11 protein-coding genes are annotated in these 25,592 nt (G+C 44.3%); 9 read left to right on the forward strand and 2 right to left on the reverse strand.

The genetic code is table 11. The features are described from left to right. The first annotated feature begins 147 nt into the window (after positions 1–147). The 5 genes from AB5062_RS12630 (at position 148) to AB5062_RS12650 (ending at position 10,188) form a co-directional block, all read left to right on the forward strand. The gene (locus AB5062_RS12630; protein WP_022508191.1) at positions 148–3,249 is read left to right on the forward strand and encodes a TonB-dependent receptor; all 3,102 of its coding nucleotides are present in this window, start codon (positions 148–150) and stop codon (positions 3,247–3,249) included. Positions 3,250–3,262: 13 nt separating this feature from the next. Next, on the forward strand, positions 3,263–4,954 hold the full coding sequence (locus tag AB5062_RS12635) for a RagB/SusD family nutrient uptake outer membrane protein (RefSeq protein WP_032953026.1): 1,692 nt from the start codon (positions 3,263–3,265) through the stop codon (positions 4,952–4,954). Positions 4,955–5,238: 284 nt separating this feature from the next. Continuing rightward, positions 5,239–7,695: a family 43 glycosylhydrolase gene (locus AB5062_RS12640; RefSeq protein WP_032953025.1), complete on the forward strand. Its 2,457-nt coding sequence runs from the start codon at positions 5,239–5,241 to the stop codon at positions 7,693–7,695. A 24-nt stretch (positions 7,696–7,719) separates the two neighbouring features. After that, entirely contained in the window at positions 7,720–8,862 is a 1,143-nt protein-coding gene (locus AB5062_RS12645) for a glycoside hydrolase family 43 protein (RefSeq protein ID WP_005840720.1), read from the forward strand. 324 nt (positions 8,863–9,186) lie between these two features. Continuing rightward, positions 9,187–10,188 (forward strand): glycoside hydrolase family 43 protein, encoded by a 1,002-nt coding sequence (locus AB5062_RS12650; RefSeq protein WP_032953024.1) that lies wholly within the window; start codon positions 9,187–9,189, stop codon positions 10,186–10,188. Positions 10,189–10,307: 119 nt separating this feature from the next. Here AB5062_RS12650 and AB5062_RS12655 read toward each other — a convergent pair whose 3' ends face one another. Further along, positions 10,308–11,861, reverse strand: a complete 1,554-nt coding sequence (locus AB5062_RS12655; RefSeq protein WP_005840724.1) for a RagB/SusD family nutrient uptake outer membrane protein — start codon at positions 11,859–11,861, stop codon at positions 10,308–10,310. A 12-nt stretch (positions 11,862–11,873) separates the two neighbouring features. After that, the gene (locus AB5062_RS12660; RefSeq protein WP_022508518.1) at positions 11,874–14,945 is read right to left on the reverse strand and encodes a TonB-dependent receptor; all 3,072 of its coding nucleotides are present in this window, start codon (positions 14,943–14,945) and stop codon (positions 11,874–11,876) included. Between the two features lie 580 nt (positions 14,946–15,525). Between AB5062_RS12660 and AB5062_RS12665 the strand changes: the two genes are divergently transcribed. The 4 genes from AB5062_RS12665 (at position 15,526) to AB5062_RS12680 (ending at position 25,388) form a co-directional block, all read left to right on the forward strand. Further along, positions 15,526–17,469 carry a family 43 glycosylhydrolase gene (locus AB5062_RS12665; protein WP_032953023.1) on the forward strand — a complete coding sequence of 648 codons (1,944 nt, stop codon included), beginning with the start codon at positions 15,526–15,528 and terminating at the stop codon, positions 17,467–17,469. A 27-nt stretch (positions 17,470–17,496) separates the two neighbouring features. Next, a complete protein-coding gene (locus AB5062_RS12670; protein WP_032953022.1) occupies positions 17,497–19,995 on the forward strand; it encodes an alpha-L-arabinofuranosidase C-terminal domain-containing protein in 2,499 nt (832 codons plus the stop codon). A 16-nt stretch (positions 19,996–20,011) separates the two neighbouring features. Next, positions 20,012–22,360 (forward strand): beta-galactosidase, encoded by a 2,349-nt coding sequence (locus AB5062_RS12675; protein WP_032939354.1) that lies wholly within the window; start codon positions 20,012–20,014, stop codon positions 22,358–22,360. 187 nt (positions 22,361–22,547) lie between these two features. Beyond that, positions 22,548–25,388 carry a helix-turn-helix domain-containing protein gene (locus tag AB5062_RS12680; protein ID WP_032947441.1) on the forward strand — a complete coding sequence of 947 codons (2,841 nt, stop codon included), beginning with the start codon at positions 22,548–22,550 and terminating at the stop codon, positions 25,386–25,388. Positions 25,389–25,592 lie beyond the last annotated feature (204 nt).

Raw genomic sequence — 25,592 nt, forward strand, 5'->3', positions numbered from 1 at the left:
TTTGCAGAAGAAAAATAAACCCGTTTGATGCTTATGAAGACATAAAGTTAACCAATTTTATCGAAGAGGATGTCTTTTAGGAAAAAAATCTTCTAGTGATAAAGTGAATAATTAATCACCTTGTAATAATCTAATAAAAGAAAAACGATGAAATCAAACTCGTTCTTAAAAAATCGAAAGGCTTTGACAGCCTTATTGCTTTGCACAGGTTTCGTTGCGACTCAGCCGTTCAGTGTGATGGCCGAAGAAATTGTAACTGCCGTACAAACTGTCCAGCAACAGAAACAATCCGTATCAGGTACGATTAAAGATCCGGTAGGGGAACCGGTTATTGGTGCCAGTATTTTAGAGAAAGGTACTACCAATGGTACAATTACTGATTTCGATGGTAATTTTACATTGAATGTGGCTCCAGGAGCTACATTGGTTATTTCTTATATAGGATATAAGAATCAAGAGATGAAAGTTATTCCGGGAAAATCACTTAACATTATTTTGCAAGAGGATACAGAAACGTTGGAGGAAGTGGTGGTAGTCGGTTATGGTGTGCAGAAGAAATCAGATGTGACCGGTTCTGTTACTTCAGTAGGGAAGGAGCGTTTGGGAAAACTTCCGGTGACGAATGTATTACAAGCTGTTCAAGGTGCGGCGGCAGGTGTTACTATTACACAAACATCTTCCATTCCGGGCGATGCACCGGATGCTTTGGTGCGTGGCCAGAATTCCATCAATGCTAATTCCGGGCCATATATTGTTGTGGACGGTGTGCCTATCAGCAAGTCGGGAGGTACATTGAATGATATCAATCCGAATGATATTGAATCCATGGAAATTTTGAAGGATGCTTCGGCCACTGCCATTTATGGTACAAACGGTGCAAATGGTGTTATTTTGATTACTACTAAGCGTGGTACTTCCGGCAAGCCGACTATTCGTTATAACGGATATTTCGGAGTGGAGGATTTTTCTCATAAACTAGATTTCTGTGATGGTGCGCAAATCACTCAACGTTATAGAGATTATGTGTCACAGAACCCCGGAGAAACCATGTATAATGATTATGTGAAGAATGCATACGAAGCGGAAAATCAGGCCAATGGTATAGAGAATGATTGGATTGATGCTGTATCGCAAACTGGTATCATCCAAGACCATAACGTAAGTATCGGCGGTGGGGCGGATAATGTGAAGTATTACGTTTCTGCCGACTATATGAGTCAGAAAGGTGTGTTGAAAGGGTTCAACTACAAACGTTACTCTATTCGTACGAATATTGATATGAATGTGACTGATTATATGAAGGTGGGAACTAATTCCTATATAGTATCTCATAACCGTGACGGTGGACGTGTTAACTTTCTGATGGCTGAGGCTATGTCTCCTTATGCAAAAATGTATGAAGAAGACGGCAGCTATTGCATTAATCCGATGTACAGTGAAACTTTGTTTACCAATCCGTTGATGTGGACTACTACTAATCCCGAGCGTCGTCAGTGGAATATCAATATAAACGGTTATGCCGAGATTGATTTCGGAAAGTTGATTTCTCCTCTTAAAGGATTGACCTATAAATTCAATGGTGGTTATGCATATATGCCCAAACGTTATAATAATTATGAAGGTAAGTCGGTGAATAATAAGACCGGTTATGCTGAAATAAAGAATGAAGAAACACAAAGTTATACCATAGAGAATATCCTTGCTTATAATCGTGATTTTGGAAAGCATCATTTGGATTTGACAGCTTTGTATGCCGCTTCACGTAAGAAATATCAACGTTCGCAAGCTATGGCCAGCAAATTTATTAATGACGACCAGCAGTGGCATAACATGGGTAGTGCGGAAACACCTAGCGTAGCTTCATATACCGACCTTTATACTACTGTTTCACAAATGGGACGAATTAATTATTCTTATGACAGCCGTTACTTGTTTACATTTACAGTGCGTCGGGACGGTTCTTCTGTTTTCGGTGATAATAACAAATACGGTGTATTCCCTTCTGTCGCTTTAGGTTGGAATATTGCTCGTGAATCATTTATGGAATCTTCCAGTAATTGGTTGAACACATTAAAGCTGCGTGCGTCTTATGGTAAAGCGGGTAATGAGGCCATCGGAGTATATCAGTCACGTGTGAAGATGGATTCAGGCATGTTGGCTTTAGGCGGAGCTTCGAATGCAGGTTTATGGCCCAATGATTTGATGGGGAATGCGGATCTGACTTGGGAAACCACAAAGAGTTTCAATGTCGGTCTGGACTTCGGACTTTGGAATAACCGTTTGACAGGTAATATTGATGTCTATTTCTCAAAGACCAACGATTTGCTTCTGAAACGTAATTTACCTAAAGTAACTGGTTACAATACCGTGTACTCCAATATGGGTGAAACAGCTAATAAAGGTGTGGAATTGACACTGAATTCCCGTAATATTGTTTCAGGCGATTTTACCTGGAGTTCCAATTTGGTATTTTCATGGAATAAGAATGAGATAAAAGACCTTTATGGAGACGGACAGAACGACTTGGGTAACCGTTGGTTCCTTGGACATCCGATAGGCGTGATTTATGATTATACAATGGTTGGAATCTGGCAGGAAGATGAGATAGCCCGTGGCGACCATTTGAATTGGGACCCGATTGCAGAAGCTGGTGATGTGAAGTTGGCGGATATCAGTGGCCCTGACGGAGTACCTGATGGCAAGATTGATGACAATGACCGTACCATCAAAGGGCAGACAACACCGAAATGGATTGGTGGTCTGACGAATACGTTCACTTATAAGGATTTTACATTGAGTATCTTTATCCAGACTACACAAGGATTGAAAAAGAACAATTCATTGATCGGTATGGCAGGTGATGAAATGGGACGTCGTAATACCACTACTGAAATAGGTTATTGGACTCCGGAAAACAAGAGTAACGAATGGCGTTCATTGCGTAAGAACTCAAACAAACATGGATATGGTTTCCCTTGTGATGCCAGTTATACACGTATCAAAGACATCACATTAAGTTATACTTTCCCACAGCGCATGATTCAGAAGATGGGTATCGGTGGTTTGCAGCTTTATGTGAGTGGACGTAACCTGTTTACTTTCACGGATTGGGTAGGTTGGGATCCTGAAGCTCGTCAGGTAGCTCGTGGTAATAGTTCATGGGATAGTACAAGAGGTGAAACTGTATATGACAGCAGTAACTACCCGATGACTAAGAGTTGTGTATTTGGAGTTAATTTAACATTCTAAAAAACGAAGAACTATGAAATTTAGAAATATATTATTAACAACTTTTGCTGCATCGGCATTTGTTATTGGGACTACATCATGCAGCGATAGTTTTCTGGATGAGAAAATGTACTCTAGTTATGGTCCGGAAGTATCAGATGTAAATGCGAAATTGGTAGGTCTGCACCGTCAATATGCTGCTATATGGGGAATGTCCAGTCAGCAGGGATTTGTAGGATGCTGGCAGGTAGGTACGGATGTAGGTGCTCCCGGTGACACTCAGGGGGTAGAGGTTCCTTTTTACAGATATCAGGAATTGAATGCAGAGAATGCAGGGGTAAGTTTCCTTTGGGAAAAATTATATGAGCTCATTAATAGTGCGAATCAGATTATCGCTTCACAAGCTGAAGGCGGTGATGCGGCGGCAATAGCCGAAGCCATGTTCTTTCGTGCTTATGCATACAATATGTTGGTGACATTATGGGGGGATGTACCTTTGGTGACAGAATCTACTAGTATTCCGCGTACAGATTATACCCGTAATGCGGTTGCCGAGGTGGATGGAGTCATTGATTCTGACTTGGTTTATGCCATGTCTAATCTTCCGGTAGTGGGAGCTGCCAAAAATGAAAGCCGTATAAATCAGGACATGGCAAGACAGTTGGCAGGAGAAGCCTATCTTCGGATGGGTATGCGTGATGCTTCCTATTTCAAGAAGGCGGAAGATGCGGTGACGCCTATTATAACAGGTGGTAAATATGAACTGATTTCAGCAAGATATGGTAAATATGCGGCCGAGCCGGGTGATTATTATCATGATATGTTCCGTTGGGGGAATCAGCGTCGTTCACAGGGGAATATGGAGGCTATTTGGACTTTCGAAATGGAGTATAACCGTGATGTGAATGGCGGTACAATTGATAATCCGCAACAACGTCGTAACTGGGTTCCTGCTTTCCATAAACTGGATGGTATGGTGAATGCGGATTCCATAGGCGGTCGTGGTAATGGTCGTTTGCGTATCAGCAATTTTGTGAAATACGGATTGTATGAGAAAGGTGATATCCGTAATTCTAATTATAATATCCGTCGTGTAATGTGGTATAACAAGCCCGGTTTTTCAAAAGAAGTTGGTATTGATGCTAAAGGGTTCTTGGTGGATAAAGACAAAGGTGTAAGAAATGTGACATTAAAAACGGGCGACCAGGTCATCCCTCACGAGGGAGATTCATTGAACGTATTTTATCCTCATCCCACTAAATGGGGGGCTTATGATGAAACCGATGATTTTGGTTATGCTGTAGTGAAGGACTGGCCTGTGATGCGTTTGGGAGAAACTTACTTGCTCCGTGCAGAGGCTCGTTTCCGTCAGGGGAATACACAGGGGGCGGCTGATGACATCAATGTGTTGCGCGACCGTGCCTTTAAAGACTATCGTGCGGTGGCTCCGGGTGCTGGTAAAGTAACGGCTGATCAGATTGACATTGACTTTATTTTGGATGAACGTGCCCGTGAATTGATTAGTGAGGAGAATCGTCGTATGACTTTAGTCCGGACCAATACGTTGGCCGAACGTATCAAATTGAATGGGGATGTGGAACCTGCCGCACCAAGCAATAAGGTGATTACAGGTTTTGATGCCAATATCCATACATTGCTTCCGATACCTCTCACCGAGATTCAATTGAACAAAGACGGAGATTTGAAACAGAATCCGGGTTATTAATTCTGTCGGATATAAGTAAGAAGATAGATATATAAAATATTGAAAGAGCATGAAGGGCATATCTCTTAAAGAGAGTGCCCTTATTTTATTTCCTCTAGTTTGGTGAATCCGACGTGATTTATTTCTTTAGAAAGAATAAAAAGCGGCTTTTGGCTGATTTCTGTCCTATTTTGCACGAATTATACCCCCTTTTTTATTAGCAGAATATGTATTTTTGAAGAATAAAAAACAGCTGTATCGGGTTGGAACTCGATGACAGGTAATGAATAACCCCATAAAATACTATGATGCGACTTTTATTATCTCTTTTATTGCTTTTGTCATTTTTGCAGATAAATGCACAGACTTATCCTAAAGTGATTCTTCCGGGTGATTATCCTGACCCTTCTATTATGCGTGACGGCAAGGATTACTACATGACTCATTCTCCTTTCTATTACGCTCCCGGATTCTTAATCTGGCACTCGCAGGATTTAATGAACTGGGAGCCGTTATGTCGTGTCATGCCTCAATATGAAGGCTCTGCCATGGCACCTGATTTGTTGAAATACAAAGATACTTATTATATTTATTATCCTGCCGCAGGAACCAATTGGGTGATGTGGGCGAAAGATATTCGTGGGCCGTGGAGCCTTCCCGTAGACTTGAAGGTAGGAGGAATTGACCCTGGTCATGTCGTGGATAGGGAGGGAAATCGCTATCTTTATGTGGATAAAGGGGAGGTGATCCGGTTAACAGAAGACGGACTTGCTACCGTTGGGGAGAAGAAGAAAGTATATGACGGATGGAAATATCCTGATCATTGGGATACGGAATGTATGTGTCTGGAGTCCCCGAAACTGAATGAACACAACGGATATTATTATCTTACTTCTGCCCAAGGAGGGACTGCGGGACCCGCAACGAGCCACATGGTTGTGTCCGCCCGTTCAAAAAGTGTGACCGGCCCCTGGGAGAATTCACCTTACAATCCCATTGTGCATACATATAGTGTAACGGATAGTTGGTGGTCTAAAGGCCACGGCACGTTGATAGATGATGTGAACGGTAACTGGTGGATCGTTTATCATGCGTATGCCAATGGCTATCACACGTTGGGACGCTCCACTCTGATTGAACCGGTAGAATGGACGGAGGACGGCTGGTATCGTACCGTATCTGCCGCTACCCCTGTCACTCCGGAGCAGGAAATCAAACATGGATTGGAACTGTCCGATGATTTCAAAGGTCCTCAATTGGGACTTCAGTGGACTTTTTGGAAAGAATATGCTCCCAAATCCCTGACTTTCAAGGAGGATATCTTATGGATGAAGGCCAAAGGTCGGACTCCTGCCGACGGACGGGTGTTGTTGACTACCGCTGAAGACAAAAATTACGAAACACAAGTGGAAATCCGGACAGGGAATGGAAATGTGGCCGGGCTTATCCTGTATTATAATGAAAAGGCTTATGCCGGAGTCGTTTCCGATGGAAAGAGATTCTATATTTACCGGAATGCGGAGCACAAGACGGAACTTCCCAATCGTATTGGGAAACATTTCTTTGCCAGACTGCACAATTGCGGTAACCGTCTGTCCGTCGAGGTGAGTAAAGACGGGGAAGAATGGACTGTCCTTGCCAGTGATATGGATGTTTCCTCCTTGCATCACAATAATTATGGTGGTTTTTATGCTTTGCGTGTTGGTCTGTTTTCCGCTGGAAAAGGAAGTTCGGGTTTCAGCCGCTTCCGTTATCGGAATGCAGTTCCGCGAGAGAAAGATATGAGCGCCTATCTGATGGTCTTCCACAAAGACGAGGACCATGGACTTCACATGGCAATCAGTCCCGACGGCTACACTTTTACCGCCTTGAACGAAGGAAAGCCCGTCATAGCCGGAGATACGATAGCTGAACAGAAAGGTATCCGCGATCCGCATATCTTCCGTGGTCCGGATGGAGCATTCTATCTGTCGATGACCGATTTGCATATTTATGCGCAGCGTGACGGATATCGTGATACAGAATGGGAACGCGATGGAAAAGAGTACGGATGGGGTAACAACCGGGGGCTGGTATTGATGAAATCTTGGGATCTGATTCACTGGAAGCGTACTAATCTGCGCTTTGACAAATTATCTGCTGCTTACAGTGAGGTAGGTTGCGCTTGGGCTCCTGAAGTGACCTATGATGATAAAAAAGGAAAGTTGATGATGTATTTCACCATGCGCTTTAAGAATGAAGCGAACAAACTTTATTATGTATATGTCAATGACGACTTTGATAAGTTGGAAACTTTACCTCAGCTTCTTTTTCAATATCCCGATGAGAAGATTTCTGCTATCGATGCGGATATTACCCGTATAGAAGATAAATATCACATGTTTTACGTTTCGCACGATGGGGGCGCCGGTATCAAGCAGGCTGTTTCGGATAGGGTAAACAGTGATTACGAGTATAATGCCCGTTGGTATGATCCTGAACCCACGGCGTGCGAAGCTCCGAACTTGTGGAAACGCATTGGTGAGGATAGATGGGTGTTGATGTATGATGTGTACGGGCAGAAGGTTCATAATTTCGGATTCAGTGAAACTTCCGACTTCGTACATTTCACTCCTTTGGGACAGTTTAACCAAGGAGTGATGAGGACTACTAACTTTACTTCTCCCAAACATGGGGCAATCATTCATCTTACCCGCCAGGAAGCGGAACGCCTGGCAGAACATTGGGGGATGTCTTACGATGCTTTGCTTCCATCTGAATAAGAAACATTTTATATAAAATAATTCATGATGAGTAAACTGAGAAACAGCTTGTGTGAGTTGTGCACAGCTTTGATTTTCTTTTGCGGATGCAGCAATGAACCGTTGCAACCCATTCGTTCAGGTGAGATATGGCCTGATAACAACGGAGAGCATATCAATGCCCATGGGGGCGGAGTAATGTACCATGATGGAACATACTATTGGTTCGGTGAGAATAAATGCGATACTACCAGCAGTGCCATGGTGGGAGTAATGTGCTATTCTTCTCGGAATCTTACTGACTGGAAGAACGAAGGCGTAGCGCTTTCTGTTGTTGATAACGACAGCAGCGACATAGCGCGTGGATGTATATTGGAACGTCCTAAAGTGATATATAATGCGAAAACAGGGAAGTTTGTGATGTGGTTCCATCTGGAATTGAAAGGAAAAGGTTATGCAGCCGCCCGTGCCGGGGTGGCAGTCAGTGATACTCCTGCCGGTCCTTACCGTTTCATCCGTTCGGGACGTGTCAATGCTGGTAAGCTGCCTGTGGATATGGACGGACAGGCTGTTGCAGTGCTGGATACTCTGAATGCCAAGAATTATGAAAAATGGTGGACTCCCGAATGGACGGATGCTGTGAACAAAGGCTTGATAGTAAAGCGTGATTTGGATGGCGGACAGATGTCTCGCGATATGACTCTTTATGTAGATGAGGATGGTAAAGCCTACCATATTTACTCTTCCGAAGAAAACCTCACACTCCAAATAGCGGAATTGAGCGATGACTATCTTTCACACACAGGGAATTATGTGCGTGTGGCTCCGGCAGGACACAATGAGGCACCTGCTATCTTCAAAAAAGACGGAACCTACTGGATGATCACTTCCGGTTGTACCGGTTGGGCTCCCAATGAGGCTCGTATGTTCTCGTCTTCTTCCATCTTCGGACCGTGGTCTCAGCACCCCAACCCTTGTGTGGGACCTAAGTCGGAACTTACGTTTGGCGGACAGAGCACTTATATTCTGAAAGTGGAGGGGAAGAAAGATGCTTTTATATTTATGGCGGATATCTGGCGTCCAGAGCATCCCAGTGATGCCCGTTACATTTGGTTACCTGTTCAATTCAAGGAAGGAATTCCATACGTGGAGTGGATGGACAACTGGACACTGGATTTCTTTCAGTAATCCCTGTTGAAAATAGTCTGAAGGATGGAAAATAGTGCAATAGTCTGTTCTTGACTGATTATTGCATCCATCTTGCTCGATTTTACCCCTATGGTTGTCAATCAGATTTTTTATCTTTGCTATCGGTAAAAAGAGATAATAGGTATTAAAGATAGGTTTTTAGGAAGAAGGTTAACATACTGTGATGTGATAATAGAATTTTAGGTTAGGTTAAGTTAGAATTGAAGGCATATTTCGTGAGGAAATGTGCCTTTCTGTTTTCATTACCTTTCTAGGTTCGTATATTTGTAATGTCGAATTTGTGAAACTTAAAATAGAATATGCATGAAAAAGATTGGATTGTTTTTGTTGTTAGGCTTTTCTCTTTCGTGGTTGGTGTCTGCTTGCCAAGGATGTCAGCAGGAAAGACGGAAGGAAGTGCCTTTGGATTCTATTGTACTAAGTGACCCTTGCATTTTGGCAGACAGGAAGACGGCTATGTATTATATGACCGGAACCGGCGGTATGCTTTGGAAAAGCAAGGATTTGAAACTTTGGGAAGGACCGTTCCATGTGGCAAAGACTGATTCCGGTTCGTGGATGGGACCGAAACCAATGATTTGGGCTGCCGAGTTACATCCGTATAAGGGCAAGTATTATTATTTTGCCACTTTCACCAATCAGGAGGTGAAGATTGATACGGTACAAGGGAATGTAATAGAGCGCCGTGCCAGTCATGTTTTGGTGAGCGATAACCCGGACGGACCTTACGTTCCGATGAAGGATTCCACTTACCTGCCTGCTGATAAACCAACCTTGGATGGGACTTTCTGGGTGGATAAGGACGGAAAGCCTTATATGGTATATTGTTATGAATGGTTGCAAGCCTTGGATGGTACGATAGAGAAAATAGAACTGAAGCCTGACTTAAGTGGAACCATAGGCGAAGGGAAATTGCTGTTCCGTGCCAGCGAATCGCCGTGGAGCCGTGAAAAAGATGCGGATGGCAAGGAGAAACCGAATAAAGTCACTGACGGTCCGTATCTGTTCCGTACAGGAACAGGTAGACTCGGTATGATTTGGACTAGTTGGATTTATAATGTGTACACTCAGGGAGTGGCTTATTCTGAAAGCGGAACCTTGGATGGACCATGGATACAGGAGAAAGACCCGATAACTCCTCCCAATTTCGGTCATGGGATGTTGTTTCAGACCTTGGACGGTAAATGGTTGATGTCTGTACATAGTCATAAGGATGTAAACGGACGTTATATTCGTACTCCTCGCTTGTTTGAAGTCGATTTTTCCGGAGATAAATTGGTGGTGGGAAAACCATATACTCCTTGAAAGTGCTTTATCTTTTTTCGAGAGGAAAGGTAATTACTTTTGCCTTCAATGAAAAGAGATGTGTAGAAAGAGTTGGAAGGACAGCTTTATGAGTCTGTCCCTCCAAATAAATGACCGGGTTAATCCCAACCCGGATTCTGTTTCAGTGCCCCCTGAGCCAGGTCTACCTCTTCCAAGGGGATAGCCCACAGATAGTCACGGTTGGCATTGAACTTGCGGGTTTCAATAAAAATGCTTTCTCCTTTTGCATTTACCCCGTATACTGGTTTAGTAACATCCTTTTCAGTTGTTTTATAGCTACGGGTATCAAACAGGTGCATTCCCTCGAAAGCAAATTCCAAACGACGTTCCAAACGGATAGCTTCGCGCATTTGATCTTTGGACAAGCCGGAAGGCAGAGGAGGAAGATTTACGCTGGGACGCTGACGGATTTGATTGACCGCATCATATACTTCCGTATCCGGAGCAGACAGATTTTCGTTACGAGCCTCGGCGAAGGTCAGCAGCACTTCTGCATAGCGGATATAGATAAAGTTGGTCCAGTCATAATTATTGATACCGTCATTGTCCGGATTGATGTACTTTTTCATGCTATATCCTGTACGGGTATGGCTGCCATCTCCCATATTGTTCAGGTTGAAAGTCTTTCCTGCTATTTGTGACCCGTTCCACAGTACAGAGAAGCCTAGACGGGGGTCACGGTCGGCAAACGGGTCTTCCGGATTATAGAAAGGAGACTCTTTGATTGATTTGCCATCTTTGCATGGATAGGAGTCTATCAAGTCTTGAGTAGGTGATAAAGCTTCCCATCCTCCCATCATGACGGGAGCGAAGAACTGTCCTATATAACTGCCTTCATTAGAGTTTTTCGGGTTTTCCAGATATTCGCGATCAAAGATGATTTCGTTACATAACTCTGCTACAGGTTGGAACAAGTCACCATAGTTATCATACAGTCCATACACATTCATGCCCATTACTTTGCGTGCGGCGGCTTCCGCCACATCATATTTGTGTGCGTAGAAAGCAACTCTGGCTTTCAGTGCGTAGCAGGCTCCGGCACTCGGTTTTCCGTGGTCACTGTTGCTGCGGATATCGGGCAAGCTGGCTGCTGCTTTATCCAATAATCCTACTATATGATTATAAGTCTCCTCTTCAGAACTGCGTGAAGGAAGTTTCTCGTTCAGTTCCAACGGATGATCCAGCAGGGAGGCGCCACCCATATATTTTAATATGTTAGCGTATGAGAAAGCTTCGAGAAACTGTACTTCAGCTGTCAGTTGCGCTTTTTCTTTTTCATCCATCGGCACATCGCCTATATGTTCGTAAAATACCAGGCATCTGCGGATGCATTGATAGGCATTTTTCCATAATTGTAGGAAATGTGGGTTGCTGGAAGTTGCCGTACCAGCAGACAACTGTCCCTGTTCGGCTGTGACATGTACAGGAATAGCATTATCTGTGTAGCAGTCTGTCATGATAGTATGGTTTTCCGGTTCTATCAGATACAGATAAATTCCGGTTGCAAATTTCTGGGCATCTTCTGCGTTTTTCCAGAAAGATGCATCGGATAATTGGTCTTTAGGATTTCTGTCCAGAAAACTGTCATTGCAAGAGCTCAGACCAAGGCCACATGCCAATATTAATCCTATAAAGTTATATTTTAGTCTCATAGTTGTCAGTGTTTAGAATGTTACATTCAGACCGAAGGAATAATTTCGGGTCAATGGATAATAGTTGCCGCTGATGGCTTCGGGGTCTACACCGTCGAAGCCGGAAATCATAAAGAGATTGTCGATACTGCAATACACTCTCAGACGGCTGATTCCGTATTTGGATATCAGCTGTTTGGGCAGGCTGTAACCTACTTGCAGGTTTCTCAGCTTGGCATAAGAGGCGTCCTGCATCCAGAAACTGGAAGTCACACGGTTTTTGGAGTCACTCATGGATAATCGGGGATAAGTGGCATTCGGGTTTTCCGGAGTCCAACGGTCCAGATGCTGTTCCGTTACTTTACCGCCATTGTAGAAGGCATATCTGATTTCAGCTACAGGAGCACTCTTTACATCAGCTGCACCTTGCAGCAGTGCACTTAGGTCGAAGTCTTTATATTGAACTGAAAGATTCAGACCGAAGTTGATTTTCGGGAAGTAGGAACCCAATACTTGCCGGTCTTTGCTGTCTACTACTTTGTCTCCGTTCAGGTCACGGTATTTTAAGTCACCCGGAACCGGAGTACCCATGCTCTGTGTAGGATGATTCTTGATCTCTTCTTCGTTTTGGAAGATGCCGTCGCATACGTAGCCGTAATATGCCCACAGTGGGTCGCCTACGGATTGCCCCGGTGTGTCACCGCCTTTCAAATCCATGATTTTGGTAGTTACATAGCTGAAATTGGCTCCGATAGAATAGCTCCAATCATTGATACGGTTGTTATGTCCCAGTTGCAGTTCGATACCGGTATTACGCACTACACCGGCATTTTGCATCGGAGCGCTGACTCCCATCATGTTGGGAACTGGAAGTTGCAGTAATATGTCCCGTGTTTCCTTGCGGAACCAGTCTGCGCCCAATGTCAGTTTATTGCCCCAGAAAGCGGCGTCCACACCTACGTTCCATTGATCGGTTTTCTCCCACGTAATATCTTGGTTAGCCATCGGGTTGGAAATGGAAATACCCGGAGTCAAAGTGTTGCCGAAACTATAGTCATAACCGAACAGATAGGTGTTCTGATACGGATAATAGTTAGAACTGTTGTCCGAGTTTACGGTTTCCTGATTACCTAGCAATCCCCATGATGCACGTAGTTTCAAATTATCCACCCAATCGGCTTTGAAGAACTCTTCTTCCGATATTCTCCATCCGATGGAGAAAGAGGGGAATGCGCCGAAGCGGTTGTTCTTGGGGAAGCGTGAAGTGCCGTCATAACGCAGGTTGGCTTCTAGCAGATAGCGGTCATCGTATGAATAATTCACGCGTCCGAAAGCTGAGCGGAGGGCGTATTCTATTTCTGTACCGTATGTTGTCTGTCCTGTCACTTCACCGGCGTTGATCTGGTCCAGTGAGTTGGAGTTGGGCAGGTTCTTACGGTAAGCTTGCAGATAGCGTGTCTGTTTATAAATTTGTGAGTAACCTAATAAGGCTCCTATTGTGTGTTTGCCGAAGGTTTTATTATAGTCCAGATAAGCTTGCAAGTTCAGTTCCATACTTTTGATGTCATATTCTGTGATGGAGTTAGTGGTTTTCTTTACCGGTGTGTCTGAACCTGCCTGATAGAATGTCATAGTATTGACGTGGGTGGGATTGTCGGTCAGGTTGAAAGTCGAGGCGGCGACTCCTCTCAGTTTCAGTCCGTCTATGATGTCCAGTTCCATTCCTACGTTACCTTGGAAATTGCTGTTTATCTCTTTGTAGGTTCCTCCTTCACGTGCATAGGCTACGGAGTTGTGCTCGTTTTTGAATAAAGCATAGTTGCCGTTGCTCAATTGGATGGGAGTAACCGGAGTCTCACGGAAAGCATAGTGCATCAGGTTGCTGATACCTGCCGCCGGAGCAGTCATATTACTGCGGTATACCGCCATATTTGTAGTCAGTTTCAGACGACTGTTTATCTGAGCGTCAATGTTGGCACGTACATTGAACTTGTTGTAGTTGGTATTGACTATCAATCCGTCTTTATCATGATAGTTGAATGCCAGCGAGTAAGTTACTTTGTCCCCACCGCCTTTGATACTCAAGTGGTGGTTGTTGAACAGGCCGTTTTCACTTAATAGCGTACCCAGCCAGTCGGAATTGGGATAAAAGTCGGGATCACTTCCGTCTTTGAACTTTTGTAGGGCTGTTTCGTCATACGGACCTTTCAAACCGTCATTGGTGTAAGCTTCATTCATCAGCACTGCATAATTGTAAGAATCCAAAAATTTGGGCATACGTGAGGCACTTTGCCAGCCTACATACCCATCGTATGATACAATGGTACGTCCTTTGGTTCCCTTTTTGGTTGTGATAAGGATAACGCCATTGGCAGCACGTACTCCATAAATGGCTGAGGCGGCTGCATCTTTTAATATAGAGATGTTTTCAATATCGTTGGGGTCCACGCTGCTCATGGTAGATTCTACACCATCCACCACAACCATGGCACTGGCATCTCCCATAGTTCCTAGACCACGCACACGCAGTACTCCGGCATCAGCTCCCGGCTGGCCGGTATTTTGGATAATGGTGACACCTGGCATTTGTCCTGCCAGCATGTTGGTGACATTGGCACTGGTGCGGTTGACTAGCTTATCGGATGAGATGGTTGCCACAGAACCTGTCAGGTTTACTTTTTTTTGAGTACCGTATCCTACTACTACCACTTCATCTAAAGATTCTGTATCTTCTTTCAAGATAATGGTGTAACTGTTGCTGTTGCCTACGGTAATTTGTTGGTCGTTGTAACCGATATACGAAACTTTCAGTTTAGCCCCTACGGGTACATTTAATGTGAATTTGCCATCCACATCTGTAATAGTACCGTTGGTGCTTCCCACTTGTACTACATTGGCACCGATTACAGGAGCTCCGCTTGCATCATTTACGATACCCGTAATTTGTTTGACATGCTGTTGCACGATGGCAGTTGACTGCGAAGCCCACAAAGGCATTGGGAAAGCCATTCCGGCAAATAGTGTAAGACATGCATAAAAAGAGGCTTTTTTCAAAATTACGTGTGTCTTTACACAATTTTCCCTTCTTTTCTGGTAGAATTGCATAGATTTATAAGGTTAAATTAGTAAATAGTTTGGTTTAGGGATCTTATTCCCTTTCTATTTCAGTTGCTGCAAATGTATTATTTTATAAGAATATAACGCTATCTTTTCTTTTATTTTTTTTTATTATTCTTAATAAATTACAGGTTATGACTAACCTGCTGTAGTTTTTGGTGGGTTATTCTTGTTATTTTGTATCTAGCGAGGAAGTAGAATGGTACATATTGCTTGAGAAATCAAACAATGAAATTCATATGGATAGAAATGTTAAATATGTCCTTTCTAAGGATTATTTTTGTATCTTTCTCAAAAGGTGTGATGAAAACTGAATATATTTCGCTAATAGTTATCATTTATAATGAATAATCAGAATTTATTGTGTAGCTGATTCTTTTGCTTTTTCCTTTTACTGAAACTGTAGTTTAATAGGGAAGAACTTTTTGTTTTTTTCTATGCCAGTCTTTCATAAACTTCCATTTTTCCCCCATTTGACCGAATAAAGTCCCTCTTTTGAAAGATTTATATACCTGAAAATAGGTTCCTATACTATATCTTTGCATCAAACAAATTCAGGACTAATTATATGAAAAACAAATTTTTTATCACCTTATTTGCCTGTTTGCTACCTTGGATGGCAGGGGCGCAGCAGACTATTTCCAAACAAAACAATGTAGCCGAAAAAGATTACATAGCTTATCTCTTTACCTATTTTACAGGTAACCACATCAGCGAGGAAGCCGTATGCTATGCGGTAAGTACGGACGGATATACCTATTGGGCATTGAATGACAACAAACCTGTCATTGATTCCAAAATCATCAGTTCTACCGGTGGTGTGCGCGACCCGCATATCCTGCGTTGCGAAGACGGAAAGACATTCTATATGGTGGTTACCGATATGGTTTCTGACAATGGATGGGATTCCAATCGTGCCATGGTGTTGCTGAAATCTACAGACTTGGTGAACTGGAACCATTCTGTCATCAATATGCAGAAACGTTATGTCGGACAGGAAAAACTGAAACGGGTATGGGCTCCTCAGACTATCTTCGATGCGGAAGCCGGAAAATACTTGGTTTATTGGTCAATGAAATATGGTGATGGGGCAGATGTGATTTATTATGCTTATGCCAATAAAGAATTTACCGACCTGGAAGGTGAACCGAAACCGCTTTTCATCCCTGAAAACAAGAAATCTTGCATAGACGGTGATATCGTATATAAAGATGGAATCTACCACCTGTTTTATAAAACCGAAGGACATGGAAACGGCATCCGGGTAGCAACTACCCGTTCACTGACTTCGGGACAATGGGAGGAAGAACCCGACTACAAGCAGCAGACCCCGGAAGCGGTGGAAGGTGCGGGAACTTTCAAACTGATAGGTCAGAATAAATACATCTTGATGTATGATGTCTATATGAAAGGTAAATACCAGTTTACCGAAACGACCGATTTGAAAAACTTTAAAGTGATAGACAGTGAGGTGAAGATGAATTTTCATCCGCGTCACGGAACTATCATCCCCATTACCCGTGCCGAGTTGAAGCGCATCACCGACAAATGGCCTTCAAAGGAAATGGGCAATATGACGATTCCCAACAATCCCGTGCTGCAAGGTTTCCATGCTGACCCCGAGATATTGTATTCTCATCAGACTAAAAAATATTATATCTATTCCACCACCGACGGACAGCCCGGATGGGGCGGATGGTATTTCAGTGTCTTCTCTTCGGATAATCTGAAGGACTGGAAAGATGAAGGGGTGATGCTTGATTTGAAATCCGATCAGGTGGCATGGGCAGATGGAAACGCATGGGCTCCGTGCATTGAAGAGAAAATGGTGGATGGAAAGTATAAATATTTCTTCTATTTCAGTGGTAATCCTGTAGCCGGAGGCGGCAAGCAGATTGGGGTGGCGGTAGCCGATTCACCCATTGGTCCGTTCAAAGACTTGGGACATCCCATTATTACTGAATCTCCCGTGGGCCACGGACAGCAGATTGATGTGGATGTGTTTACCGATCCGGTTTCGGGAAAATCCTATCTGTACTGGGGCAATGGTTATATGGCGGGCGCCGAACTGAATGAGGATATGGTTTCCATCAAAAAGAATACCTTGACCGTATTGACACCGAAAGGAGGAAGTCTGAAAGATTACGCTTTCCGTGAAGCGGCATATGTGTTCTATCGTAATGGTCTTTACTACTTTATGTGGTCGGTGGATGATACCGGTTCGCCCAACTATCATGTGGCATACGGTACGTCGAAATCTCCGCTAGGTCCTATAAAGGTTGCTAAGAAACCGGTGGTACTGATTCAGGATCCTGCAAAGGAAATCTATGGACCTGCGCACAATGCAGTCCTACAAATTCCGGGTACGGATGAGTGGTACATTGTATATCATCGTATTAATAAGAACTTTATAGATCGTGAGAAGGGTCCTGGCGTGCATCGTGAAGTATGTATAGACCGTATGGAATTTAATCCGGACGGAACCATCAGGAAGGTTGTTCCCACGTTATAAAAGAAACATGACAATAAAGCATATACCATGAAAAAGACCTTATTATCTCTGGCAATCGCCTCATTGGCAGCAGGCCAATCCGTCTGTGCTGCCGTGGAAAAAGTATATAATGAGCCCGATTCGGTCTACATCTTCTCTTACGCCCATCCGGAAGACGAGGGACGCAGCGGACTGAAATTCGCATGGAGCCCCGATGGCGACAAGTGGCTGAGTGTATCCGACGGCTTTGCCTATCTGAAATGTGATTTCGGGCGTTGGGGGGCGGAAAAGAGAATGATTAAACCTCTTCTGGAAAAAGCGGAAGATGGACGTTGGTATTGCCGGTGGCAGCTTACCCCCAGCGGAAAAGTATGGGGTACTTCCCATTCTTCCGACTTGTTGAAGTGGGCTCCCCAACAATATGTCAATGCGGAGAAGCCTGCCGTGCCCCGACTGGTCACTGCCCGGCAGATTGTCCTTGATAAAGATACCTTGAACGGTTATATGCAGAAAGTACCTTATGCGGATATAGAACAGTTGATTCGTTTTGCTGAGCATAAGAAATTCCGCGATATACAGAATAATGAGCGTACCGAACAGGATGCCGTCCGCTTTGCCGGACTGAAACCGGTCGCTGCCACCATCCGGGTGGATACCGGACGGGTGAAGCCCATTAGCGAGCATCTGATAGGTATTTTCTTTGAGGATATCAATTATGGAGCCGATGGTGGACTTTATGCGGAGCTGGTTCAGAACCGTGATTTTGAATATTCTGCCAAAGACGGTGCAAGAGATAAGAACTGGAACAGCACGTATGCGTGGAGTATACAGGGTACTGATGCGGAACTGTCTGTCAGTGAGGACAGTCCCATCCATGCTAACAATGCTCACTATGCAGTGTTAGAGGTACACCGCCCGGGTGCTGCCTTGGTGAATAACGGTTTTGACGGTATTGCCGTGAAAAAAGGTGAGAAGTATGACTTCTCTGTGTTTTCCAAAGTGCTGGATGATACGAAAGGTGGAAAAGTGCTTGTGAGACTGACTGCCAAAGATGGCAAGGAGATTGCGCAGGCTGCTATTCGGGTTTCATCTACAGAGTGGAAAAAACAAAAGGCTGTACTGACGGCAACGGCGGATGCTGCGGATGCCGTGTTGTCCGTTTGTCCGCAGATGGCTGGGAAGTATGCCTTGGATATGGTTTCTCTTTTCCCACAGAATACATTTAAAGGCAGGAAGAACGGGCTGCGCGCCGATTTGGCACAGACTTTGGCGGACCTTCATCCCCGTTTTGTCCGTTTCCCCGGCGGATGTGTGGCTCACGGAGATGGTGTGGACAATATTTATGATTGGAAAGGCTCTATAGGAGCGTTGGAGGAACGCAAGCCTCTGCGCAATTTGTGGGGGTATCATCAGACCCGCGGTCTGGGATATCATGAATATTTTTTGTTCTGCGAGGATATGGGGGCCGAACCTGTTCCTGTAGTGGCAGCCGGAGTGCCTTGTCAGAATTCGGGTACTTGCAGTCATCACTCGGTAGGCGAACTGGGTTGCGGCGGTCAGCAAGGCGGAATCCCGATGGAGGAAATGCCGCAGTACGTGCAGGATGTACTGGATTTGATAGAATATGCGAATGGAGATGCGAAGAAGACCGTGTGGGGAAAGAAGCGTGCGCAAGCCGGACATCCCAAACCTTTCAATCTGAAGTACATCGGTATTGGTAACGAGGATTTGATTACCGATATCTTTGAAGAACGTTTCACCATGATTTACAATGCGGTGAAGGAGAAATATCCCGAAGTGACCGTTATCGGAACGGTAGGCCCGTTCTATGAGGGCAGTGATTATGAGGAAGGCTGGAAATTCGCCACTAAGATGAGTATTCCGATGGTGGATGAACATTATTATAACACCCCGGGATGGTTTATCAACAATCAGGATTTCTATGACCGTTATGACCGTAACAAGGCGAAAGTGTATTTGGGAGAGTATGCGGCTCATTTGCCGGGACGTCCCAACAATATAGAAACAGCTTTGGCCGAGGCCTTGTACCTGACTTCCGTGGAGCGTAATGCCGATGTGGTGACCATGACTTCTTACGCTCCGTTACTGGCTAAGGAGGGACATACCCAGTGGAATCCGGATTTGATTTATTTCAATAATACGGAGGTAAAACCCACCGTAGGTTACTATGCGCAGCAGATGTACGGACAAAATGCGGGCAGTGAATACATCGCTTCTTCCGTGACTTTGGATAATGCGCAAGATGCGGTGAAGAAACGGGTAGGTGTGTCGGTAGTTCGCGACGGAAAGACAGGAGATATGATCGTGAAACTGGTGAATCTGCTGCCGGTAGCGGTGAATGCGCAAGTGGAGCTCCCCTCTTTGGAAGGAATGAACACCACTGCCGTAAAGACGGTTCTGGCAGGCAAGCCGACCGACAAGCAGGCTCGTCCTGTAGCCGGTACAATGGAAGTAAGCGAGAAATTCGGATATGAATTGCCGGCTTATTCATTTACGGTAATCCGGATAAATAAGAATGAAAAATAATAATAGATAAATGAAGATGAAGAAATTACTGACTTTGTTGCTGGCGGTCCTGCTGCTGGCAGGATGTGCCGGCAATAAGCCCGGGACATTCGAAGCGGGTAAGAATACCTTTCTGCTGAATGGGAAACCGTTCGTGGTCAAAGCGGCAGAGGTGCATTATCCGCGTATTCCCCGTGAATACTGGGAACATCGTATTGAAATGTGTAAAGCATTGGGCATGAATACGCTTTGTCTGTATGTCTTTTGGAATTTGCATGAGGAAACTCCCGGTAAGTATGATTTTACAGGTAATAAAGATATTGCAGCTTTCTGTAAATTGGCTCAGAAGCATGGTATGTACGTCATTGTGCGTCCCGGTCCGTATGTATGTGCGGAATGGGAAATGGGTGGGCTGCCTTGGTGGCTGCTGAAGAACGACAGCGTGCAGCTTCGTACTCTCGATCCTTTCTATATGCAGCACGTGGGAGCCTTTATGCATGAAGTGGGCAAGCAGTTGCAGGATTTGCAGATTACCCGTGGTGGTAACATCATCATGGTGCAGGTGGAAAACGAATATGGTTCGTATGGCACGGACAAGCCCTATGTGTCTGCCATCCGTGATACGGTACGCGCCGCAGGCTTTACTGAAGTGCCTTTGTTCCAATGTGACTGGAGTTCTAATTTCCTGAATAATGGTTTGGATGATTTGCTTTGGACTATAAATTTTGGTACGGGAGCTGATATCGACAAGCAGTTTGCCAAACTGAAAGAAGTACGTCCCGACGCTCCGTTGATGTGCAGCGAGTTCTGGAGCGGATGGTTTGATCACTGGGGGCGCAAGCACGAAACCCGTGACGGACAAATCATGGTGGATGGCCTGAAAGAGATGATGGACAAAGGTATTTCTTTCAGTTTGTACATGACCCACGGAGGAACGACCTTTGGCTGGTGGGGCGGTGCCAATAATCCGGCTTACTCGGCTATGTGCAGCAGCTATGACTATGACGCTCCTATCAGCGAAGCAGGCTGGACCACCGACAAGTATTTTGCTTTACGTGATATGTTGAAGGACTACTTGGACGAAGGACAGACATTGCCTGAAGTTCCTGAAGCTTTACCGGTTATGGAAATCCCTGCCATTAAATTCACTCAAATAGCTCCGTTGGTTGACAATCTGCCCGAACCGAAGCAGACAGAGGAAATCCAGCCGATGGAGAAATTTGACCAAGGCTGGGGAAGTATCCTGTACCGTACCCATTTGCCGGAAGATGTGAAAGCGGGAACCGTTCTGAAAATCACCGAACAGCATGACTGGACACAGGTTTTTGCCGACGGGAAACTGTTGGGGCGTCTGGATCGCCGTGGTGGAGAACAGGAACTTACACTGCCTGCATTAAAAGCCGGTACACAGCTTGATTTATTGGTGGAAGCCATGGGGCGTGTGAACTTTGACAAGTCCATTCACGACCGCAAGGGAATTACCGAGAAAGTGGAACTGGTGAACGGTAAGAATGCCGAAACGTTGAAAGGCTGGACTGTTTATAATCTTCCCGTAGATTATGAATTTGTATCTTCCCGGAACTTTCAGGATATGAACTCGTCTGCCGCCTGTGGCATAGAGAAAAATGATGAAAGTGTTCCGGCCTACTATCGCGCTACTTTTACCTTGGATAAGGTGGCTGATACATTCCTGAACATGGAGTCTTGGGGAAAAGGTATGGTATGGGTGAACGGTCATGCCATGGGACGTTTCTGGGAAATCGGTCCTCAACAAACCCTGTTCATGCCGGGCTGCTGGCTGAAAAAAGGAGTGAATGAAATCATCGTTCTTGACTTGAAAGGCCCGAAAGAGGCAACCATCGTCGGATTGAACAAACCTATCCTGGATATGCTTCGTGTGGCTGTTCCTGAAACGCATCGTAAACAGGGGCAGACCATCAAACTGGAGAAGGAAACACCGGTATCTGCCGGTACTTTCAAACCAGGTAACGGTTGGCAAGAAGTGAAAGTTCCTGTTACGAAAGGACGTTACTTCTGTCTGGAAGGGCTGTCTTCTTTTGATAATACCAACATTGCCGCCATTGCGGAGTTTGATGTGCTGGATGAGAAAGGACAGAAAATCTCTCGTGAAAACTGGAAGATTGTTTATGCCGACAGCGAGGAAACCCGTAGCGGTAACCGCACAGCCGACAAGATTTATGACTTGCAAGAAAGTACTTTCTGGCAGACGGTGGATAATACGGCTTATCCTCATCAGGTGGTGATAGATCTCGGCAAAGAATATAACGTGACCGGTTTCCGTATTCTGCCACGTGCGGAACAGGGAGCTCCCGGCATGATTAAAGATTATAAGGTGTATGTAAAAGCAACCGGTTTCGATTATTGATATACTTTTCCCGTAGGGGTGGAAACACAGACTGCTGAAGAAGCTACCGAAAAGAATTAAAGACACAGATGTAATGAGGAAGCTTCAAAAGAAGGAAACCTGTGAGTGGAGCAATTATCGGATACTTTAGCAAATTTTAAAATTTGCTAGAGTATCCGGTTTCTTTTTTATAACTTTGTGGCAGTCTATGATTCTAACCGAAAGCACAATGAAATATATATTGACCTTTATACTATCTTTTCTCTCCTTCTTGGTGTGTTCTCAGAACATAACTATTACAGATATCCCTACCATTGACCAGCTGCCGGTAAATGCCATTCATCGCGTATTCAGAGACAGCGAAGGATATATGTGGTATGGCACGGTGAACGGATTATGTCGTGATGACGGTTATCATGTGAAAGTGTTTCGTTCGGACATTGAAACTCCGGGATTATTAGAGGATAATTTGGTGGAGTGTATCGCTGAGGATAAGAAGGGGAATATATGGTTCGGTACAGACAAAGGGGTGTATATTCTTGATAAATCGGACTACAGTGTACATCCTATGGACCGGGAGCGTTTGAAGAATATTCCGGTGATGTATCTATATGCTACCAGTGACGGCTATATGTGGCTGAGCTATCGTTCTATATTGGCCAAATATGACATCAACGGACAGTTGGTCAAAGAGTATCCCCTCCGGAATAAGTACGGAAGAACTACTATTTCCGGATTTTGTGAGAGCCGCAACCATGAGATTATTATTTCTGTGTGGAATGGCCGGGTATATCATTTGGACAAAGAAAAAGACGAGTTCGTTCCTTATCCTGATAAGATGAGAAGACAAAATCCTACGGTGATGGTTCAGGATAATGAACAGGACTACTTCTGGTTGGCAACCTGGGGGGATGGTGTGGTGCGTTTTGACCCTTCGGCTCCTGAAGATTCTATGTTTGTATATTCTGAAATACCGGTCAATGCTGCCGGTGAGGAGGATGGGGTCATCCTTAGTCTGGTACAGGATGATAAACTGGGGTATATCTGGTTAACCACCGGGCACGATTTCATGTCCTTACAAATACAACCGGATAAGACGTTAAAACAATTGAAATTCCAGACAGGGCTTCTGCCTGTTAATCATATGTTGGTAGAAGTCCTGAAAGGGAGGGGATGTCTATGGGTGTCGGCCTTTGACCGTCCTAGTTTCATTGTACATCTGATGGATAATATGACCAAGGATTATGCCTTGCCCGCTTTGGCGGACAGAGTAAACCGCAGTCCGGCTGTAATGGCTTTGTGTGATGACGGAGACGGTATGATGTGGATGATGCAAGAAAGAACCGGGTTGGTGTTATATGACTTGAAGCAGGATAAAGTGAAAATCTATTCGGATTTTCCCGAGCTTGTTTCGTTGTCTTTGGATAACGGACGAGAGATGACTCGAGCACGTATTAATAACGGTATTTGGGTGGCAAAAGATTTGAATAGATTGGTTTATGGTATGATCCGTAAGGGTATGGAGATGTATCTGGTGGATCTTATTGATTTGAACGGGCAGGTGGAATCGAACGCTACGGTGACCAAATTGTATGAAGACTCGCACGGAATCTTGTGGATAGGCTTGAACAAAGGACTTTGCAGTTATGATGTCCGTCAGAAAAGAATTAAACAGGTTTATCCCGATGTGGGGCATGTGATGGGAATCGTGGAGAATAAGGAAGGGCTGATATGGATTTGTACTCAAGACAACGGTTTGTTTCAGACAACGGCGGATGAAAAACTTCGTTCTTTCAAATTGGACAAGAATTTCTCTTGTCTGTCTATTGCTCCCGATTGGATTTTGTGGTTGGGAACTTGTGACGGAGGAGTCTATTCTTATGATCCTTCAGAGAATAAGTTGGTCAGTTATAATGAGGCTTGCGGTATGAACGGTAATCAGGTGAATCAAATAGTGGCTGATGCATATAATCATATTTGGATTGATACAAACCAGAAACTGATAGAATTTAATCCTCGTAACGGTTCGTTCCGCACCTATCTTACCACGGATGGTTCTATCTTGTTGCGTCGCTTTCTTCCCACTGCTGTTTGTCAAGCAAAAGATGGCAATATTTATTGGGGCGGCATTCCGGGTATTTGCATGGTTACTCCATCAAACGGGTTGGAAAGAAAGGCTAGTGCAGTGAAGACCAAGATAACTGATATAAAGTTGCAAGGAGAATCATTGATATTCGGAGATAGAAAGAGTAGCAATTCCATTAACCGGATAGAATTGCATCCCGATGATCAGAATTTGGAAATTAGTTTTTCTTCTCTTAACCACCGTTATGCTTCAAAAATACGCTATGCTTATCGGTTGATAGGAGTGGACAAAGCGTGGGTATATGTGGAAGGTGGAAAAAACTCGGCTTTTTATAATCATCTGAGTAAGGGCACTTATACTTTTCAGGTGAAAGCGACGGATGAAAATGGTCTTTGGAGTAAAGAGGTAACTGAACTGACTATCCGACGCCTTCCTGCTTTTTATGAAACTTGGTGGGCGTATTTGTTCTATGTATTGATAGTGATGGGTGTATCCGGTTATAGTCTGTATCTTTATCTGAAACGCGTGGACCGTAAGAATAATGAAATGTGGGCGGACAGCAAGGAGATGATTAAAATGCGTATTTATTTGGATAGTAAGGTGAATTTGCCTGAACCTGAGTTTGTACAACTGGACAAACTTCTATTGGAGAAAGCGGTAAAAGCCGTGGAAGATAACCTTACTGAGCCTGATTTTGATGTGACAGCTCTAGCTGATGCCATGAATATGTCCCGTTCTACTTTGACCCGTAAATTGAAAGCCATAACAGGCCGAACTCCATTGGATTTTATCCGGAACATCAAGATGAAGCATGCCAGACACATGTTGGAAGATAAAGACAAAAGTGTAACAGAGGTTGCCGCTACGTTGGGGTATTTTAATCGGAAGTATTTCACCACTTGCTTTAAGGAGGAATTTGGAATGACTCCCAGTGAGTTCCAGAAATCACAACACGAAGAATAAACATCTTCCTGTCCTTTAATTGTTGCAAATAGGGGGTACAAATGCGTCAAGTTATAGCTAGAGCTATTTGTATCCCCTGTTAGCATGGTTCTTCACCTGTATTTCTATTTCCTATTTCATTCTTTTGCCACAACCTTTTACGGGGAGAAAAACACATCTTCTTCATTCATTCCCGCAGTAAAGGTATGTATAACTTTAAATTTA

Origin of the sequence: Phocaeicola sp. RTP21359st1_B8_RTP21360_211022 (assembly GCF_040911965.1) — a bacterium.
Lineage (GTDB): Bacteria > Bacteroidota > Bacteroidia > Bacteroidales > Bacteroidaceae > Phocaeicola > Phocaeicola vulgatus.

Bases quoted from the DNA above. Each gene is read 5' to 3' on its own strand.
- AB5062_RS12655 (WP_005840724.1), bottom strand. From the start codon at position 11,861: ATGAGACTAAAATATAACTTTATAGGATTAATATTGGCATGTGGCCTT.
- AB5062_RS12680 (WP_032947441.1), top strand. From the start codon at position 22,548: ATGATTCTAACCGAAAGCACAATGAAATATATATTGACCTTTATACTA.
- AB5062_RS12670 (WP_032953022.1), top strand. From the start codon at position 17,497: ATGAAAAAGACCTTATTATCTCTGGCAATCGCCTCATTGGCAGCAGGC.
- AB5062_RS12635 (WP_032953026.1), top strand. From the start codon at position 3,263: ATGAAATTTAGAAATATATTATTAACAACTTTTGCTGCATCGGCATTT.
- AB5062_RS12665 (WP_032953023.1), top strand. From the start codon at position 15,526: ATGAAAAACAAATTTTTTATCACCTTATTTGCCTGTTTGCTACCTTGG.
- AB5062_RS12645 (WP_005840720.1), top strand. From the start codon at position 7,720: ATGATGAGTAAACTGAGAAACAGCTTGTGTGAGTTGTGCACAGCTTTG.
- AB5062_RS12660 (WP_022508518.1), bottom strand. From the start codon at position 14,945: ATGCAATTCTACCAGAAAAGAAGGGAAAATTGTGTAAAGACACACGTA.
- AB5062_RS12630 (WP_022508191.1), top strand. From the start codon at position 148: ATGAAATCAAACTCGTTCTTAAAAAATCGAAAGGCTTTGACAGCCTTA.
- AB5062_RS12650 (WP_032953024.1), top strand. From the start codon at position 9,187: ATGAAAAAGATTGGATTGTTTTTGTTGTTAGGCTTTTCTCTTTCGTGG.
- AB5062_RS12675 (WP_032939354.1), top strand. From the start codon at position 20,012: ATGAAGAAATTACTGACTTTGTTGCTGGCGGTCCTGCTGCTGGCAGGA.
- AB5062_RS12640 (WP_032953025.1), top strand. From the start codon at position 5,239: ATGATGCGACTTTTATTATCTCTTTTATTGCTTTTGTCATTTTTGCAG.